The organism is Actinoplanes sp. NPDC021490, from assembly GCF_055562135.1.
Window position 1 is genome coordinate 306460 of sequence record NZ_JBVHFW010000004.1, and the last position, 16706, is coordinate 323165.

15 protein-coding genes and 1 pseudogene are annotated in these 16706 nt (G+C 72.9%); 5 read left to right on the forward strand and 11 right to left on the reverse strand.

All coding sequences use genetic code 11. From position 1 onward, the window contains the following. Nucleotides 1-19 precede the first annotated feature (19 nt). The 3 genes and pseudogenes from ACZ3I4_RS13130 to ACZ3I4_RS13140 all read left to right on the forward strand — a co-directional run. Nucleotides 20-496: pseudogene (locus ACZ3I4_RS13130) on the forward strand (GrpB family protein); the annotation flags it as partial. Further along, nucleotides 493-954, forward strand: a complete 462-nt coding sequence (locus ACZ3I4_RS13135; RefSeq protein WP_465382116.1) for a GNAT family N-acetyltransferase — start codon at nucleotides 493-495, stop codon at nucleotides 952-954. The pseudogene ACZ3I4_RS13130 and the gene ACZ3I4_RS13135, both read left to right, overlap by 4 nt. A gap of 44 nt (nucleotides 955-998) precedes the next feature. Further along, nucleotides 999-1739 carry an alpha/beta hydrolase gene (locus tag ACZ3I4_RS13140; RefSeq protein WP_465382117.1) on the forward strand — a complete coding sequence of 247 codons (741 nt, stop codon included), beginning with the start codon at nucleotides 999-1001 and terminating at the stop codon, nucleotides 1737-1739. 2 nt (nucleotides 1740-1741) lie between these two features. On the opposite strand, the gene ACZ3I4_RS13145 is transcribed toward ACZ3I4_RS13140, so the two are convergent. Next, nucleotides 1742-2650: a proteasome assembly chaperone family protein gene (locus ACZ3I4_RS13145; RefSeq protein WP_465382118.1), complete on the reverse strand. Its 909-nt coding sequence runs from the start codon at nucleotides 2648-2650 to the stop codon at nucleotides 1742-1744. Between the two features lie 59 nt (nucleotides 2651-2709). Then, complete coding sequence (locus ACZ3I4_RS13150) at nucleotides 2710-5046, reverse strand: putative bifunctional diguanylate cyclase/phosphodiesterase (RefSeq protein WP_465382119.1); 2337 nt, start codon at nucleotides 5044-5046, stop codon at nucleotides 2710-2712. 122 nt (nucleotides 5047-5168) lie between these two features. On the opposite strand from ACZ3I4_RS13150, the gene ACZ3I4_RS13155 reads away from it, so the two are divergent. Together ACZ3I4_RS13155 and ACZ3I4_RS13160 are read left to right on the forward strand one after the other, a co-directional pair. Continuing rightward, entirely contained in the window at nucleotides 5169-5891 is a 723-nt protein-coding gene (locus ACZ3I4_RS13155) for an EcsC family protein (protein WP_465382120.1), read from the forward strand. A 101-nt stretch (nucleotides 5892-5992) separates the two neighbouring features. Then, nucleotides 5993-6568, forward strand: coding sequence for a fibronectin type III domain-containing protein (locus ACZ3I4_RS13160; protein ID WP_465382121.1), 576 nt, complete (start codon nucleotides 5993-5995; stop codon nucleotides 6566-6568). Here the strand turns inward: ACZ3I4_RS13160 and ACZ3I4_RS13165 are convergent. From ACZ3I4_RS13165 to ACZ3I4_RS13205, 9 genes are all read right to left on the reverse strand, one after another. Then, on the reverse strand, nucleotides 6555-7385 hold the full coding sequence (locus tag ACZ3I4_RS13165; RefSeq protein WP_465382122.1) for an NAD-dependent epimerase/dehydratase family protein: 831 nt from the start codon (nucleotides 7383-7385) through the stop codon (nucleotides 6555-6557). The genes ACZ3I4_RS13160 and ACZ3I4_RS13165 overlap by 14 nt on opposite strands. Further along, nucleotides 7382-8518: a cytochrome P450 family protein gene (locus ACZ3I4_RS13170; protein WP_465382123.1), complete on the reverse strand. Its 1137-nt coding sequence runs from the start codon at nucleotides 8516-8518 to the stop codon at nucleotides 7382-7384. Before ACZ3I4_RS13170 ends, ACZ3I4_RS13165 begins: the two co-directional genes overlap by 4 nt. Beyond that, nucleotides 8515-9987 (reverse strand): AMP-binding protein, encoded by a 1473-nt coding sequence (locus ACZ3I4_RS13175; RefSeq protein ID WP_465382124.1) that lies wholly within the window; start codon nucleotides 9985-9987, stop codon nucleotides 8515-8517. The genes ACZ3I4_RS13170 and ACZ3I4_RS13175 overlap by 4 nt, the downstream gene beginning before the upstream one ends. Next, on the reverse strand, nucleotides 9987-10721 hold the full coding sequence (locus tag ACZ3I4_RS13180) for a glycosyltransferase family 2 protein (protein WP_465382125.1): 735 nt from the start codon (nucleotides 10719-10721) through the stop codon (nucleotides 9987-9989). Before ACZ3I4_RS13180 ends, ACZ3I4_RS13175 begins: the two co-directional genes overlap by 1 nt. Continuing rightward, nucleotides 10718-11707, reverse strand: a complete 990-nt coding sequence (locus tag ACZ3I4_RS13185) for a 3-oxoacyl-ACP synthase III family protein (protein ID WP_465382126.1) — start codon at nucleotides 11705-11707, stop codon at nucleotides 10718-10720. The genes ACZ3I4_RS13180 and ACZ3I4_RS13185 overlap by 4 nt, the downstream gene beginning before the upstream one ends. A gap of 65 nt (nucleotides 11708-11772) precedes the next feature. Beyond that, on the reverse strand, nucleotides 11773-13251 hold the full coding sequence (locus ACZ3I4_RS13190; RefSeq protein WP_465382127.1) for a cation:proton antiporter domain-containing protein: 1479 nt from the start codon (nucleotides 13249-13251) through the stop codon (nucleotides 11773-11775). A 4-nt stretch (nucleotides 13252-13255) separates the two neighbouring features. Further along, entirely contained in the window at nucleotides 13256-13486 is a 231-nt protein-coding gene (locus ACZ3I4_RS13195) for a cation:proton antiporter regulatory subunit (RefSeq protein ID WP_465382128.1), read from the reverse strand. 85 nt (nucleotides 13487-13571) lie between these two features. Beyond that, entirely contained in the window at nucleotides 13572-14822 is a 1251-nt protein-coding gene (locus ACZ3I4_RS13200) for a glycosyltransferase family 4 protein (RefSeq protein ID WP_465382129.1), read from the reverse strand. Continuing rightward, the gene (locus ACZ3I4_RS13205; RefSeq protein ID WP_465382130.1) at nucleotides 14819-16576 is read right to left on the reverse strand and encodes a glycogen debranching enzyme N-terminal domain-containing protein; all 1758 of its coding nucleotides are present in this window, start codon (nucleotides 16574-16576) and stop codon (nucleotides 14819-14821) included. Before ACZ3I4_RS13205 ends, ACZ3I4_RS13200 begins: the two co-directional genes overlap by 4 nt. Between the last annotated feature and the right edge of the window lie 130 nt (nucleotides 16577-16706).

Consider the following 16706-nt stretch of genomic DNA (forward strand, 5'->3'; position numbering starts at 1 on the left):
ACAAGACCCGATAACCCTTTCCCCGTACGACGTGAGCTGGCCGGACGCCTTCGAGCAGCAGCGCACGAGGGTCGAGCGCGCGCTGGCCCCGTGGCTGGCCGGCCCGGTCGAGCACATCGGCAGCACGTCGGTCCCCGGTCTGCCCGCCAAGCCGATCATCGACATGGCCGCCCGGGTGCCCGATTTCGAGACCGACGGCATCCCGGCCTCGATGGCGTCGATCGGGTGGGTCCACGCTCCCGAACCCGGGGACGCCGCGGCCCGCAAGTGGTCGTTCTGCTTCCCGGACATCGCCCGCCGCACCCACCACCTGCACGTCTACGAGACGGCGTCGCCCACGTGGCCGCGCCTGCTGGCGTTTCGTGACCACCTGCGCACCCACCCCGGCGACGCCGCCGAGTACGCCCGCCTCAAACAGTCGCTCGCCGAGACCGACCCGGACGACCGGACCCGCTACCGGGCGGGCAAGGCTCCGTTCATCGAGCGCTTGTCGTGACGGTCCGCCCGCGGCTCGACGCCGACCTGCCCGCCTGCGCCGAGGCGCTGCGCAAGGTCCACGACGCCGACGCGTACCCGATGAACTGGCCCCTTGACCCGGAGGCCTGGCTGGCCGAGTGCACGGCGGCCTGGGTGGCCGTGTCCGACGGCGCGGTCACCGGGCACGTGGCCGTGCACGGTGACGAGCTGACCCGGCTGTTCGTCATCCCGGAGGCCCGCCGCCACGGTGTCGCGCAGGCGCTGATCGCCGAGGCCCGTGCCTGGGCCGCGGCCCGCCGTCGCGTCCTGACCCTGAACGTGGTGGCCACCGGCCGGTCACCGGCGATCGCCTTCTACGAGTCGACCGGCTGGCGCTACACGCACACCACGACCGCCGGCTGGTCCGGTCCCGACGGGCGCCCGGTCGAGCTGCGGCACTACGCCGACCTCCCGGCCGTGCCCCCGTTCGCGGGGTAGCCGATCGCCTGGCGGGACGCGCGGCGAACCACGAGACTGGGCCGATGGCCCTGATCCACGTAGATTTCTACGCCGAGTCGCTCGACCTCGGCACGTCCATGACCGTGGTGCTGCCGCAGGAGGGCGCCACGCCGCCGCCGCTGCTCTACCTGCTGCACGGTCTCACCGACGACCACACGGCGTGGACCCGTTACACCTCGATCGAGCGGTACGCGTACGACCACAATCTCGCCGTCGTCATGCCGCAGGTGCATCGCAGCTTCTACGCCGACGAGGCGTACGGGATGAAGTTCTGGACCTTCCTGTCCGACGAGCTGCCCCGGCTGGTGCACCGGTTCTTCCGGGTCAGTGACAAGCGCGAGCAGACGTACGTGGCGGGGCTGTCGATGGGTGGCTACGGCGCCTTCAAGTGGGCGCTGCGGCAGCCCGAACGGTTCGCGGCCGCGGTCAGCCTGTCGGGCGCGCTGGACCTGTCGTGGCTGCAGAAGAACGACGACCGGCCGCACATCCGCGAGGTGATGGAACGCGTCTTCGCCGGCCGCGACGTGACCGGCACCGGCGACGACCTGCTGCACCTCGTCGGGGCGGCCGACCCGGCCGCCCTGCCGCGGCTGATGCTGCGCTGCGGCACCGGCGATCACCTGTTCGAGCAGAACGAGCGCTTCGTACACGCCTGTGCCCGCGCCGGCATCCCGCTGGACAGCGAGTTCGAGCCGGGCGGGCACGAGTGGTCGTTCTGGGACAGGCACATTCCGCGTGCCCTCGACTTCATGACGAAGGGCTAGGCCTACTCGTTCTCGCGGCGCTGCTGCTCGGCCAGGAACCGTTCCAGCTCGGCGCCCAGCTCGTCCGCGGTGGGCAGCGGCCGGTCGCTGTCGGCCAGCAGGTTGCCCTCGCGGCCGCGCAGGAAGGCGTCGTACTGGGCCTCGAGCGAGGACACCAGACGGCCGGCCTGTTCGTCGTCGGCGACCTGCTTGTCCACGTCCTCGCGGACGACCTTGGCCGCCTCGCGCAGCTCGCCGGTCGGCAGGGCCAGGCCGGTGCTGGTCGACACCGAGTCGAGCAGCAGCTCGGCGGCGGCCGGATAGGTGGTCTGGGCCAGATAGTGCGGCACGTGCGCGGCGTAGCCCATGGCGTCGTGGCCGCTCTCGCCCAGCCGGAACTCGAGCAGGTTGCCCACGCTCGCGGGCACCTGCACCTTCTGCAGCCAGGGCTCGCGGTCGCCGAGCAGGGCCTTGTCGGTGGCGTGGGCGGTGACGCTGACCGGCCGGGTGTGCGGCACGGCCATCGGGATCGCGTTGAGGCCCACGGTCAGCCGGACGCCGAAGCGCTCGACCAGGCCGGTCACGGCGGCGATGAAACGCTCCCACTGCAGATCGGGCTCGGGACCGGCCAGCAGCAGGAACTCGGTGCCGAGCTGGTCGCGCACGAGGTGCAGGGCCAGGCTGGGCTCCTCGTAGCTGACCCAGTGGTCCTCGTCGAAGATCATCGGAGGGCGGCGGGAACGGTAGTCGAGGAGCTGGTCGAGGTCGAACGTGGCCACGACCTGACTGTCCAGCCGGTCCAGCAGGTTCTCGCGCGCGAGCTGGATCGCCGAACCCGCGTCGACGAACCCGGTGAGAGCCTGGATGAGTACCGGCTCCTCCAGCTCGGGCAGGTCGTCGGACAGCTCGTAGAGCTCGGTGGGATCGAGCACGTCGAGGACCTCCTGTGTTCCGTTAAGGGGTAAAACCTGCGAACAACCAGCCCTGGCGTTTAATTCCGGGCACTCGACGATCTTGCCAACTCGCCTTCGGTCAGTCGCGACCGCACCTCGGCCGGCGGCAGCGGGCGGGCGAAGTGGTACCCCTGGGCGAAACGGTAGCCCAGCTCGTAAAGCGTGTCGGCCTGGGCGGCGGTCTCCACGCCCTCGGCCACGGCCTTGAGGTGCAGGCCGTCGGTGATCTGGATCATCGCGGTGGCGATCACCGCCTCCTCCGAGCGGCCACCGATCCCGGCCACGAAGGACTTGTCCACCTTGAGGGTGTCGGCCGGCACCGTACGCAGGAGGCCGAGCGACGAGTGGCCGGTGCCGAAGTCGTCCAGCGCGACCTTCACGCCGAGCTTGACGATCTCGAGCAATGTGTCCAGCGCCACACCACCGTCGAAGACCGCGGTCTCGGTCACCTCGACGACGAGCCGGTCGGGGCTGATGCCCGAGAACGACAGCGCCTCGCGGACCTCGCCGGCGAAGCCGGGTTCCCGCAGCTGCCGGGCCGACACGTTGACGCCCAGCTCGCGCGGGACCACGCCGGGGCCGAACTCGGCGTCCCAGGCGGCCAGCTGGCCCAGCGCGGTGTGCAGGATCCAGGTGCCCAGCGGCACGATCAGGCCGGTGCGCTCGGCGATCGGGATGAACGTGTCCGGCCCGATGAAGCCGCGCTCGGGGTGCGGCCAGCGGATCAGCGTCTCCAGGCCGCTCCACGCCCCGTCGGGCAGGCGCACGATCGGCTGGTAGGCCAGCGTGAACTCGCCGGCGTCGAACGCGCGGCGCATGTCCGCGCCGAGCTGCTGGTCGGCCTCGTGGGTGCGCTCGAGCACGGCGTCGTAGACCGCGAACTGGGCCTTGCCGTTGTCCTTGGCGTAGTACATCGCGATGTCGGCCCGCCGCAGCAGTTCCGCCGCCGTGGCGCCCGGCCAGGCCTCGGCCAGGCCGATGCTGGCCCGGGCCAGCAACTGGTGACCGGCGACCCGGATGGGTACCGCCATCGCCTTGTCGACACGGGTCAGCAGGGTGAGCGCTTCGGCGCCGGTGAGCCCGGGCAGCAGGATGCCGAACTCGTCGCCGCCGAGCCGGGCCGGCAGGTCCGACGAGCGCAGGGCGTCGCGCAGCCGCTCGGCGATCGCCGAGAGGAAGGCGTCGCCGACGGCGTGCCCGAGCCGGTCGTTGATCGTCTTGAAGTCGTCGAGGTCGACCATGGCCAGGCAGAGCGGCTCGCCGGCGGCCAGCATGTCGTTGGCCGACTGCTCGAACAGGGCCCGGTTGGCCAGCCCGGTCAGCCCGTCGTGGGTGGCCCGGTGGGTCAGCTCCTCCTGGTACTGGTTGAGCTGGGTGAGCTGCTGGTCGACGCGGTGGAGCAGGCGGCCGTTGTCGCGCAGCGCGCCGATCTGCCGTACGGCGACGAGCGCGGTCAGCAGCGTGGCCGCCGCGGCGATGACGAGCACGGTGCGGCCGGTGTCCTCACTGACCCAGAGCAGCAGCCCGTCCGTGGCCGCCACCGCGGCGTACGGGACCACGCTGAACAACCGGCGGCGCGGCCGGCGGCGGGCGGCCCCCACGGCCCGGCGCTGCCGGTCGGCCGCGAACGCGACGCACAGCATGGTGGCCGGGGCGAAGATCTGCGCGCCGCTGAGCCCCTCGGGCACCTCGAAGACGAGCGGGAAGAGCCCGCCCCCGACGGTACCGACCGCGGCCGCCCCGGCGAACCAGCGCAGGATGCCCTGCTCGAGTCCGCCGGTGCCGCTCATCGCGACCTTGACCATGGCCAGCGCCACGATCAGGCCGAGCACGGCGAGCATCAGCGTGGGGATGGTGGTGCGCTGCGAGGTGCCCGAGTCCATCGCGCTGGTCACGAAATACCAGGAGAAGACGCCGACGGTCACGCTGATGGTGAGCGCGTCGAGCACGAAACGGGTGGTGGTGCCGCGCCGGTCCAACGGAAGCCGCATCAACGCCCAGATGACCAGCGCGATGGCGATCGTGTAGCAGGCCGAGGTGGGCGTGTCGTGCTGCTGCTGGGTGACCCGGGCCGGATCGATCACCGACTGCCGGGCGTCACCGATCGTGCCCAGCGCCACGAACAAGGAGCAGCCGCCGATCGAGCTCCACAGCCGGGCGGCGACCTTGTCGAGGCCGGGGGTGCGCGCGGTCTGCCAGCAGGCGACGGCGGTCACCAAGGTCAGCAGAATGCCCGGAACCCAGCCCCAGGCCGGGCTGAACCGCTGATGCGAGGCGTTGACCGCATAGAGCACGATGGCGGTCAGCTGCATGACCGCGCCGGCTTTCAGGAGCGGCGTAAGTCGCAGCCGGGCCACCGGGCGTTCACTCGTCACGCTCCGGGTAATCGGTAGGACAGATCTCAGCCTGAGCACAACGGTGCGGATCACTCGCGTGCACGTGCATGTGCACGGCACAATGGCACAGGAACGTTCCCTTCCCCCCTCGGAGCGATCTGGTGACCGACTCAGCAAACCCGTCCGACGTGATCACCGACAACGACACCGCCGCGCCGCCCAAGTCTCTCTGGCAGCGGATGAAGGCGGATCCGCAGTACGCCCCGGAACACCTCGCGCTCGACGCGGTCCGCCGGCTCGGTCCCGAGGCCGCGGCCTGGGCCGAGCACATGCGGGCCGAAGACCCCGGCCGCACCCCCGACCAGCTGGCGGACATCGCGATCAAGCGGTTCACCACCCTCGCCCGCATCTCGGGTGCGGTCTCCGGCGTCACCGGCCTGCCCGGCGCGGTGCTCGACGTGGGCGTCCTGGCCTGGAACCAGGCGCGCATGGTGCTGCACATCTCCGCCGCCTACGGCCACGACCCGTCGGCCACCGAGCGCGCCACCGACCTGCTGGTGCTCCAGCGCGTGCACAAGCTGGCCCAGACGGCCCGCCTGGCGCTGGGCGTGGCCGCCGGGCGCGAGCGCGCCGAGCACCTGTTCGCCGGGGCCGGTTCGCGTCCGCTGAGCGGTGTGATGATGCGCCTGGGCATCAAACTCGCCCAGATGGCCGGCGTACGGGCGGCCAAGCGCATGTTCGCCAAGATGATCCCCGGCGCCTCGATCGTGCTGGGCACGTGGGTCAATTCGGCCGCGACCAAGGATCTGGCCGTCCGCTCCCGCGAGTTGTTCAAGCAGGCGTCGGCCCGGCCCGAGCGCTCGTTGAGCCCGGGGCGGCCGTGACGACGCCTCCCTGATCCCTTGACCCCGACGACCCGGGGCTAAGGGATCCGCCGGCCCGGACGATCGGTTTCGCTGACAGGGCCGGACGGAGGGGGATGCTGGTGGGTCGTCGTTGGCTGGGACTTCTGGTGCTCGCGCCGCTCGTGCTGAGCGGGTGCGGCAACGACTCCGCGACCAAGGAGGCCGAAGAGGCGGCGGGCAAGTCGTGGGTGGTCGTCGCGGACGGCAGCGCCACACCGTCGCCCGGCCCGAGCCGCGCCACCGGCAAGCCGAGCCCGTTGCCGAGCGGCTTCCTGCCGCTGCCGGCCACCACGCCGGCCCCGACCCCCACCGGCAGTTACTCCTGCCCGCCGGTCAAAAACCAGATCATCAACGGCGCGGACGCCACCGCGGGCACCACCAGCGGCACCGTGACCTGGTACAACCCGGCAACCGCGGACCTGGTCGAATACCGCATCACCGCAATCAGCCAGGACGCCATGCTCGGCGAGCAGCGCGACGTCGGCTGGACCATCGTCACGCCCGGTGCCGCCTGCGGTTACATGACGGCCACGATCGTCGGCCTGGACCGCGACACCCGCTACGTGTTCTCGGTCGACGCGGTGACGTCCCGCTCGGACACCGACGCCACCTACGCCAAGACCGTGGCCCGCTCCGGAGTGATCAAGACGTCCTGAGTTCCGCCGCCGGCGTCCAGCCCCGCGACCGCGCCTTGGTGATGTCGAGCACCAGCCCGTCGGTGACCTGATCTATCGCGTACGGGGTCAGGGCCGGAGAAACCACGGCGGCCACCCGAGTCAGCGTGATCGGCACGTGTCGCACCGGCACACCCAGCACCGCCGTTACCGCCGCGTCCCGCGAGTAGGGCCGCGCGTCGGCGATGTTGTATGCCCCGGCCGGCCACGACACGGCGGCCAGGCACGCGGACGCCAGGTTCTCCACCGCGGTCAGGCTGAGAGGCACATCCGGCCCCGGCAGCCAGGCCCAATTTCCCCGTACGGTCCTCCGGAGCCGCGGCAGCAGGTGCGGATCGCCGTCACCGTAGACCGCGCGCGGCCGCAACACGACGGCGCCCGCTTCCAGCGCCAGTCTTTCCCCGGCGGCTTTCGTTTTCCCGTACGCGGTCCGCTGCCGGTCGGTCGGGTGGTCCTCGCGGACCGGCGCGGCGTAGGGGCCCGGCCGATAGACGCTGGCGCTGCTCACCCAGACGACGGGGATCCGCCCGGCCGCCGATGCGAGCAGCCGCCGGGTGCCGTCCACGTTGACGGCCGCGTACGCCTTGCCGGTTCCGCTGTCACCCACCGCCGCCGCCAGGTGGATCACGACGTCGGCGCCGGCCAAGTCCGGGGCGCCGGTCGTGGCGTCCCAGAAGACGTGTTCACCGACCGGGCCGGGCCGTCGGCCGATACAGGCGACGTCCGCGCCGCCGCTCGCGGCCAGCCGGGCCACGGCGCCGCCACAGAAACCGCCGGCCCCGGTCACCGCGATTTTCATGCCGTGGTGCCTCGTACGACCAGGGACCGCCATCCCGGCAGGGCGGCCCGGTGATCGACGCGGGCCCTGACAACCACCGGGCGGTACGGCGCCAGGGCCGCGAGCAGGTCGGCCAGTTGAGCGCGGGCCAGCGCCGCCCCCGGGCAGGCGTGCGGCCCGGTCCCGAAGACGAGCTGGGCCGTCCGCGCGGACACCGGATTTGCCGGGGACGGATCCCGGCGGTGGGCCCCGGCCGCGTGCCGGGCGACCAACAGCAGCCGGTCGCCGGCCGTCACCGGGCAGCCCTCGATCTGGGCCTCCGCCGCCGCGACCCGGGGCAGCAGCGGCGTGGCCGCGGTGACCCGCAACAGCTCGTCCGTGAGAGCCGGGTCGCCGGCATACGCCCAGAGATCGTCATCGCAGGCCCAGGCGGCCGCCCGGGGCAGCGCCGCCACCGTCGTGTTGATCGCCGCCACGGCCAGCATCGAGCGAAGCCCCGCCTCGCCGTTCTGTCCGGCCGGGCCGTGGTCGACCGGGCATCGTTGTCCGGCGCCGGTTTTGCTGCTTGCCGGCTCGCCCGTAACGAGGGTGACCAGCCGGGCGGCGGCGGTCGCGGCCGAGCGTCCGGCTCGCCATCGCCCCGGCCCCGGCAGGTGCGCGCGGGCGGCCCGGGCCGCCGCGACCCGGGCGGCCGAGGCCAGCTCGACCGGATCCACGTCGAGCCCCAGCAACTCCGCCGCCGTCGCGCCCGCGATCTCGGCCACCAGCGGCACCAGGTCGACCTCGCCGCCCGCACCCAGGGCGGGCAGCCGGTCGTCGAGCAGCTTCCACCAGATCGGACGGAGCTTCGCCACTCCGGCCGACCCGAGCATCGCCGCCGTGTCGCGCCGCGTCCCCCGGTGATCGTCACCCTGCTGATCGAAGAGCGCCCCCCGCCCGGCCAGCTCGCCGGCCGCACCCCCGGTCGTCCCCACCGCCGTGCGATCGAGCGGCACCCGGGTCAGCGCCGTCCGGTAGGCCTCCTCGCCGTGCACCAGCACAGTGCGCCCGAGCCGCCGCACGGGCCGGCCCCGCGTCGCCGCAAGGAGCGCGAACAGCACCGGGTGGCTCTCCAGATAAACCCGCCGATCCCGCCGCCGACCCGCCCCGCTCAAGGCTTTTCCCCAGGCCGGGTGGACAGCCTATGCCGACGGGGGAGAGTGCGGGACTGCCCTGTGGATAAGCGCTGGGCCAGGGCCGATGCGGCGGCGCGGTCCGGTTTCCGCGAGCGGCCGGCCAGCGGGATCCGCCCGAAGACGACGGCGTCCGGCCGGGCCGACCCCATGCGGTCGAGCGGCCCCCGCAGGGCCTCGCGCACGTCCCGCTCCGGATAACCGTCGGCCGTCTGCACGAGGGCGACCACCCGCTCGTCACCGTCCCCGGCCGGAACCCCGACCAGCAGCGCCAGTTCCACGCCGGGAACGTGCAGCGACGGCTCGTACAGGCCGGGATAGATGTTCTCGGCGTCGCGCAGGATCATGTCCTTGGCCCGGCCGCCGAGCACGATCGTGCGGCCGTCGACGCGGCCGATGTCGCCGGTCGCGACCCACTCGAACGGCTCCTCGCCGAGATAACGGCCGGCCGCGGTCGGGCCGGCGAGCAGCACCTGGCCGCCGGAGTCGACCCGGGCCTCGACGCCGGGCAGCAGGTCGCCGACCAGGTCGCCCGAGCCCTCGTACGCGTTCTTGACCATGGCCTCGACCGCGGCCGCCGGGAAGACCTCGGTCAGCGCGTAGACGCCCCACGCCTCGCGCGCGCCCGCCCGGCGTACGGCGGCGAGCAGCGACGCGCTGACCAGCGCGGATCCGCTGTAGACCCGGCTGCCGTCGAAGCGGCTGCCGGAGGCGAGCGCGGCCCGCAACTGCGGCGGCGTCAGATAGACGGCCTGCGGCCGGAAGCGGCGCAGGTTGCGCTTGGACGGCGCGGCGACCGGGGCGCCGCCGGCCAGCGACGGCAGCAGGACGAAGAACGTGCCGCCCAGCACCGGCGAGCCGGGGACGGGGCGTACCAGGTCGCGCACCGCGGCCATGCCGGCCGAGATCGAGGCGCGCGTGTGCACGACCGCGCGCGGCCTGCTCGTGGTGCCCGAGGTGAACACGACCACGGCGTCGCCGTCACCGTCGTACGGGCGGGGGAACGCACCCGGCACCGGACGCAGAGCCGGCGCCGTGCCGGGCAGCCTGCGCCCCACGGTCCGGACCGGAGCGATCGCGGACAGCGAGGGCAGCGCGAGGTGAGCGCGACGGGCCAGGGGCGCCGCCCACGAGGCCACCGCCTGCGCCGCCGCGTCGGCCAGGACCAGGCGCGGGGCGGCGAGGGCCAGACGGGCCCGTACGACCTCAGGGCCGGCGGCCGGGTCGACCACGGCGATCCGCAACCCCAGGTGGTACGCCGCCAGCAGGGTGGCCAGGGAGCGGGCGCCGGGCCGGACGGCCAGGGCCACCGTGTCGCCGGGCTGGAACCCCTCGGCGGCCAGGGCGACGGCATATCCCCGTACGAGCCGGGCCAGCTCGCCGCGTTTCACACCGGGCAGGGCGAGCCGGTCGTCGTCCTCGCGCAGCCCCTCGATGAAGTCGGACAGCATCAGCGGGGATCCGCCGTGCGCACGCCGCTGCCCTTGTCGAGATACCACTTGGCGGTGCCCACGACCCCGTACGCCCTGATCCGCCGGGTCGAGTTGGCCACCACCATGTGCCGGCTGTGCACGATGGCCGGGCTGGTGCGCCGCACCCGGTTGAGGAACGTGCGGTCGGTGGGGGAGGGCCGCCGGGGCATGCCGCCGCACGCCTCGTACAGCTCGGCCGTGATCGCCATGTTGTTGCCCGCGTGCATGCGGTACGGCGCCTTGAACTCGCCGCCGCGGTGGGCCGGGCGGATCCGGCCGAAGCTCGCCGCCAGCACCACCAGCGTGCGGAAGAACGCGCGCCCGAGGGGGCCGTGCTCGTCGCTCCGGGCGGTGATGCGGCCGCAGGCGAGGCCGCCACCGGAGGTCAGAGCGGCCCGGGCGGCGGCGACCCAGCCGGGGGCGGGCAGGCAGTCGGCGTCGGTGCGGGCCAGGAACACGGCGCCGGCCGCGATCGCGTGCCGGAAGCCGGTGTCGACCGCGCACCCCACCCCCTTGTCCGGCTCGACCAGCACGTACGTGGGAAACGGGGCCTGGAATTGCCGGGCGATGTCGGCGGTCCGGTCGGTCGAGCCGTTGTCGACCACCAGCAGCGTGAAGTCGGTGTCGGTCTGCGCGGCCAGCGCCTCGAGAGTCGCGCCGATGCGGGCGGCCTCGTTGTAGGCGGGGACGATCACCCACAGCGGCGTGGTCACGACACCTCCCAGACCATGGTCATCAGGCTCACGCCGCCGCCCAGGCCGATCATCAGCACCCGGTCCCCCGAGCGCAGTTCCGCCCGTACGCGTCCCAGCTGCACCCCGATCGAGGCCGAGGCCATGTTGCCCAGCTCGTCCACCGTGACCTCGAGCTTGTCGCGCGGGACACCGGTGACCGCCACGAACCTCTCCAGGTAGGGCAGCGTGACCTGATGCACCAGCACCTTGGCGTAGTCGGGCCAGCCCCATCCCGTACGGTCGGCGACCCGCTCGATCAGCCCGGCGCCGATCCGTTCGAACACCGAGCGCAGCCGCGTGCCGTCGCCGGTGAAGTAGGTGTGCTCGATGCTGCGCGGGTGCCGGGAGCCGCCGCCGAAGATGCCTCCGACCGCCCAGTGCTCGGAGTGTGTCTCGGTGTCGACGTCGAGGATGCCGCCGGTGGTGACCGGCTCGACCAGCACGGCCGCGCCCGCGTCGCCGAACGTGTAGCCCGCGAACGCCGTACGGGCCTGGGAAAGCTCTTGAAGGCGGGGACGCATCGCCCTCGTCGGCGTCTCGCCGGTGACGACCAGGGCCTTGCCCGCGCGGCCGGCCAGGATCATCGAGCGGGCCAGGTCGATGCCGTTGAGGAAGCTGTTGCAGGCGTTGGTGACGTCGAGCGCGTGGGCCCGGCTGCCCAGCGCCGCCTGGACGACGTGCGCGGTGGCCGGCTCGGTCATGTCGCGGGTGGCGCTGGCGAACAGCAGCAGGTCGATGTCGAGCGGGTCGGTGCCGGTGTCGGCCAGCACCTTGGTCGCGGCGTCGATGGCCAGGTCGGAGGCGTATTCGTCGTCGGCCGCGATCTGCCTCCGGACGATGCCGGTGGTGCGGCGGAACAGCCCGGCCGGCACCGGCAGGCCGTCCGCGACCCGCTCCTGCAGGTCGTCGGTCAGCTCCGTCCGGGCCGGCAGGGCGTACGCGACCCCGGTGATCCCTGCGTTCATGCGTGTCAGCCTTCCGTTCCGGGCGGTGCGGACACGTGAGTAGGCGGGCTCAGATCAACTGGGGCTCAGGACCTGTTCGAACCGGCCGGTTCGCGCACGAGCGACTGGTCCGCGTAGCAGTACTGCCAGCCGTCGCCGTCCTCCAGCGAGCGGATCAGCGGGTGCCGGCTCTCCTCGTAGTGCGCGGTCGCATGCTTGTTGTTCGAGTCGTCGCAGCAGGCCACCGCGCCGCAGATCAGGCACATGCGCAGCTGCACCCACGTTTCCCCGATCTCGACGCATTCGGCGCACTCGTCGATGTCGGTCTCGGTGATCTGGATGCGGTCGAGGTGCGTGCAGGCCGTGCTGATCGTCTCTTCCCGCACGTAGCGCCAGCGGTCGTGCAGCAGGCGGTCGGGGATGACCCGGGCCAGGTATTTCGAGTTGGCCGCGAAGATCGGCGCCAGCACGGCCAGGATCAGCACGTAGAGCGCGATGAACGGGCCGATCCGCTCGTCGAGCCCGGCGCCGAGCGCCAGCGTGGCCAGGATCAGCGAGAACTCGCCGCGGCCGAGCACGGTCAGGCCCACGTTGGCCGCGCCGCGCTGGTTGAGCCCGAACAGCCGGGCGGTGACCAGACCGGCGGAGATGTTGGTGACGATCGTGATGCACACGGCGATCAGCACCGGCCAGACGACCGAGCCGATCGCGCCGACGTCGATGCTCAGGCCGAACGCGATGAAGAAGATCGCGGCGAAGACGTCGCGCAGCGGCACGGCGATGCGTTCGGCCCGCTCCCGGACCGAGGTGCGCGCGACGACCAGGCCGATCATCAGCGCGCCGATCGCGTCCGAGACGCCGATCTCGGCCGACAGCCCGGCCACCAGCACGACCAGGCCGATCATGATGATCGCGACGAGCTCGTCCTCGCGGGCGTCGAGCACCTTGCCGACCCAGCGGCCGCCCCAGCGGGCCACGGCGAACAGCGCCACCAGGTAGGCGAAGCTGATGCCGATGTTGAGAATCAGCTCGCCGGCCGACCCGGCCCCCTCCAGGATCGGGCTCAGCAGGGCCAGATAGAAGGCGAGGAACAGGTCTTCGATGACGATGATGCCGAGGATGACCGGCGTCTCGGCGTTGGCCAGCCGGCGCATCTCGATCAGCAGTTTGGTGGCGATGGCCGACGACGAGATGCCGACCGCGCCCGCGATCACGAACGCCTCGGAGGTGCCCCAGCCCAGCGCGAAGCCCAGGCCGAGCCCGGCGCCGATGTTGATGCCGATGTAGGCCCCGGCCGCCCAGAACAGGCGCTTGCCGCTGCCCAGCACCTGCTCGACCGGAAATTCCAGGCCCAGGTGGAACAGCAGGATGACCAGCCCGAACAGGGCCAGCATGTCGAGGTCTTCCGGATGCTCGAAGGCGACCGGACCGCCGGTGCTCGGGCCGAGCAGGATGCCGGCCAGCATGAAGAACGGGACGGTGGGCAGGCCCATGCGCCGGCCGAAACGGGCCAGCAGACCGGCCACCAGGATCAGGGCGCCCAGCCCGATGAGGTTCGCGTGCACGCGGTCAGTCCGTGAAGAAGGTGCCGGCGAGCACGGCACCGATCTTGCGGGCCTGCTCCTCGGTCAGCTCGACCACCGCGGTCGGCTCGTCGCTGCGGGAGGTGAACACGTAGAGGTGCCGCTTGCCGTCGCGGGACACCACGATCGACACGCGTTCGCCGTCGCTCGAGCGAAGATCCACGTCGTATCGGGTGCCGAGGCCGGGAAGCTCCTGGATGTGCACGCCTTTGCCCATAGCCGCAGATCCTATGGGCTGCCCAGCGGCCTGACCAGGCGTGGTCGTGACCCTCACACGGGCGCCGGCCGGGGCCGGCGCCCGGTCAGTCGGTGAGCGCGGCGCTGCGGGTCGACGGCACCTGCGCGAGCACGTTCTCGGCCTCGCGGGCGACGCGGCGCGCGTCCATGTCGCGGGCCCGGTCGTAGGTGGCGACCGTGGCGGCCGCGATGCCGGCCCAGGCGAAGTCGTCGGACACCCGCCGGCGGGCCCGCCGGGCCAGTCCGCGGGCGTGCTCCCGGTCGGCCAGCACGGCGCCGACCGCCGTGGCCAGCGCGGCCGGGTCGCCGGAGGGGAACTTCACCCCGGTGACGCCGTCCTCGACGATCTCGGCCAGGCCGCCGGTGTCGGCCACCGCGACCGGGGTGCCCGCGGCCGCCGCCTCCAGCGCCACCATGCCGAACGGCTCGTAGATGCTGGGCACCACGTAACAGTCCGAGGCGCCCATCAGGCCGGTCAGATGATGACCGGTGAGGAAACCGGCGAACGTGACGCCCTCGGTGGCCAGCGCCTCCAGCTCACCGCGGTACGGGCCGTCGCCCGCGATCACCACGCGCAGCCCGGGGTGCCGCTCACGCAGGGCCGGCACGGCGGCCAGCAGATGCTGCACGCCCTTCTCGTAGACGAGCCGCCCGGCGAAGCTGACCAGCGGCCCGTCGTTCCCGGCGTAGCGGCGGCGGGCGGCGCTGACCGCGCGCGGCCGGGGCGACCAGGCCAGGGTGTCGACGCCGTTCCAGACCACGTCGACGCGGTCGGCCGGGACGTCGAACAGGCGGCGGACCTCGGCCCGCATGTATTCGGAGCAGACGATCGTGCGGGTGGCCTCGTGCGCGAGCCACCGTTCGATGTCGTCGATCGACCGGTTGTGGGCGTGCGGCAGCCAGCCCTGGTGCCGGCCCGACTCGGTCGCGTGCACGGTGGCGACCAGCGGGACGTCGAGGTGGTCGCGGACGGTCACGGCGGCGTGGGCGACCAGCCAGTCGTGCGCGTGCACCACGTCGTACCCGCCGGTGCGGGCGGCGCGCAGGGCGGTGCGGGTCAGCGTGTGATTGAAGCCCATCGCCCAGGACAGCATGTCGCCGTCGCGCACCTCGAACCGCACCGGATCGTCGGGCGCCCGGAGGATGCGCACGCCCTCGGCGTACTCCTCGAGCAGCGCTCCCGGCGCGTGCCGGGTGACCACGGTGACCTCGTGCCCGGCCGCGGCCAGCGTGGTGGCGAGCGCGTGCACGTGCCGGCCGAGCCCGCCGACCAGCAGCGGCGGGTACTCCCAGGACAACATCAGGATGCGGCTCACGGCTCGTACCTCGAGATCACACGGAGGAGCTCGGCGACCGATCGCGCCGAGAAGGGACAACCGGTCGCCCGGTGCGGTGGGTCGCCGTCGGCGCTCTCGCTGACCGATCCGGCGCCCCACTCGCCGAGGTGCGCCCGGAGACCGTCGGCCAGGCCGTCGGTCTGTAGGCCGAGCGCGGCGCAGGCGTCGGCGTACGGCCCGATCAGCCACGGCTGGACGCTGCCGTGCGGCAGCGAGCGGCCCTGGTAGCCGTACTCGGACGGGGCGAGTGTGCGCAGGCCGAGCGGGGTGAGCAGCGCCCCGCCGATCCGGTGCAGGGTCGCCTCGCCGCCGGCCCCGCGCATCGGCCCGTGCGGCAGCGACCAGGCCAGCAGCTGGTGCGGGCGCAGCGAGGGGTCGTGGTGGCTGCCGGCGCCGAGCGGGTACGGGGTGGCCGGCCCGTCGATCACGTCGTAGAGCCAGCCCTCGGGGGCCGGGAAGCGCCGGCGGAACGAGGCCAGCGCCTGATCGTGCCGCGCCCGCAGGCCGTCGTCGTCGCCGCCCGTCTCGGCCCGCAGCTCGGCCAGGGCGGCCAGGGCGTTGACGTGCAGCGCGTTGAGGTCGACCTGCTTGCCGGCCCCGATCACCGGCAGCAGGCCGTCGGCCGGGTCGGTGCGGACGTGCCGGTCGACCAGTCCGGTCAGTGGGTCCGCGAGCTCGGCGGCCAGGTCGCTGTCCCCGGCGCGGCGCACATGCCGGTCCACGGCGTGCACGAGCCACAGCGTGGCCTCCGCGCCCGCCTCCAGAGCCCGCCGAACGCCGGCCCGCAGCAGGTCGCGGCCCTCGTCGGCCCGTCCGGTGTCCAGGAACAGACCCTCGTACGCGATCGCGGTGCCGGTCAGGGAGCGGCCGGCCCGGGGATAGCCGGCGACGACGTCCGGTCCGTCGGCGGCCCGGACGACGAAGGCATCGGCGGCGAGCACGAGCGTCTCGGCCGCGCCGTCGGCCTTGGCCGCCGAGACGAGTTCGCGGGAACGGGCCCGGGCCGCGCGGATCACCGACGTCGCGGCCGGCGGGTGCTCGGCCAGATCGCCGCCCCAGGCCGAGATCTCCATCACGTCGCCGGGATTCACCTGTTCGAAGTACGTGCCCGCGTGCCAGAGGTCCTCGGTCGCCGGCCGTCCTTCCGCCGCCTCCTCGCGGGCGTACGCGTCCAGATGCCATTCGCCGCCGGGTTGCCAGCCCGGGCCGGAGATCCGGTACGCGCCCTCGACGATCACTCCGCCCGAGGCCGGTTCGACGCGCAGCGGCCCGTCGCCCGCGTGCCGCTCGCCGTGGGCGTCACGCCACGTGCACATGGCCGCGAGGGCCAGCCCGACCGGGCCGGGTGCGGTCACCACCCGGTGTGTCACGGCGACCGACGGGTGCCCGTGACGCATCGCGATCTCGCGCTCGATCACCACGTCACCGATCCGCCAGCGCCACCGCGGAACGCCGTCGACCAGCGAGAACGTCTCGAGATAGCGGTCACCGTGCGGGTCGGTCACGCCGGACGCCCACTCGTGCGTATAGAGCGGGATCTTCGCGCCGGAGGGGAGCGTCACCAGGAGGTCCAGGGCGGCCAGCGCGCTGGAGGCGGCGAAGGTCAGCAGGCCGTGGGAGCGGCGGGTGCGCAGGCCCGGCACGGTGCCCGAGGCGAAACCACCGAGACCGTCGGTGACGAGCCATTCGCGGTCGGGGGAGCCGCACGCTTCCGGTCCCAGGATGTTTGACACCCGGCAACTATGCTCAATCTGAAGCGAATCAAACCTCACCGAATAAACGGGCGCACCGAATCAAACGGCAATGTGTCGTAGCCCTCCCGGCGGGTATCCGTCCGTGGCGCAGACGTGCTCCACCCCATCG

Bases quoted from the DNA above. Each gene is read 5' to 3' on its own strand.
- ACZ3I4_RS13165 (WP_465382122.1), bottom strand. From the start codon at position 7,385: ATGAAAATCGCGGTGACCGGGGCCGGCGGTTTCTGTGGCGGCGCCGTG.
- ACZ3I4_RS13185 (WP_465382126.1), bottom strand. From the start codon at position 11,707: ATGAACGCAGGGATCACCGGGGTCGCGTACGCCCTGCCGGCCCGGACG.
- ACZ3I4_RS13195 (WP_465382128.1), bottom strand. From the start codon at position 13,486: ATGGGCAAAGGCGTGCACATCCAGGAGCTTCCCGGCCTCGGCACCCGA.
- ACZ3I4_RS13140 (WP_465382117.1), top strand. From the start codon at position 999: ATGGCCCTGATCCACGTAGATTTCTACGCCGAGTCGCTCGACCTCGGC.
- ACZ3I4_RS13175 (WP_465382124.1), bottom strand. From the start codon at position 9,987: ATGCTGTCCGACTTCATCGAGGGGCTGCGCGAGGACGACGACCGGCTC.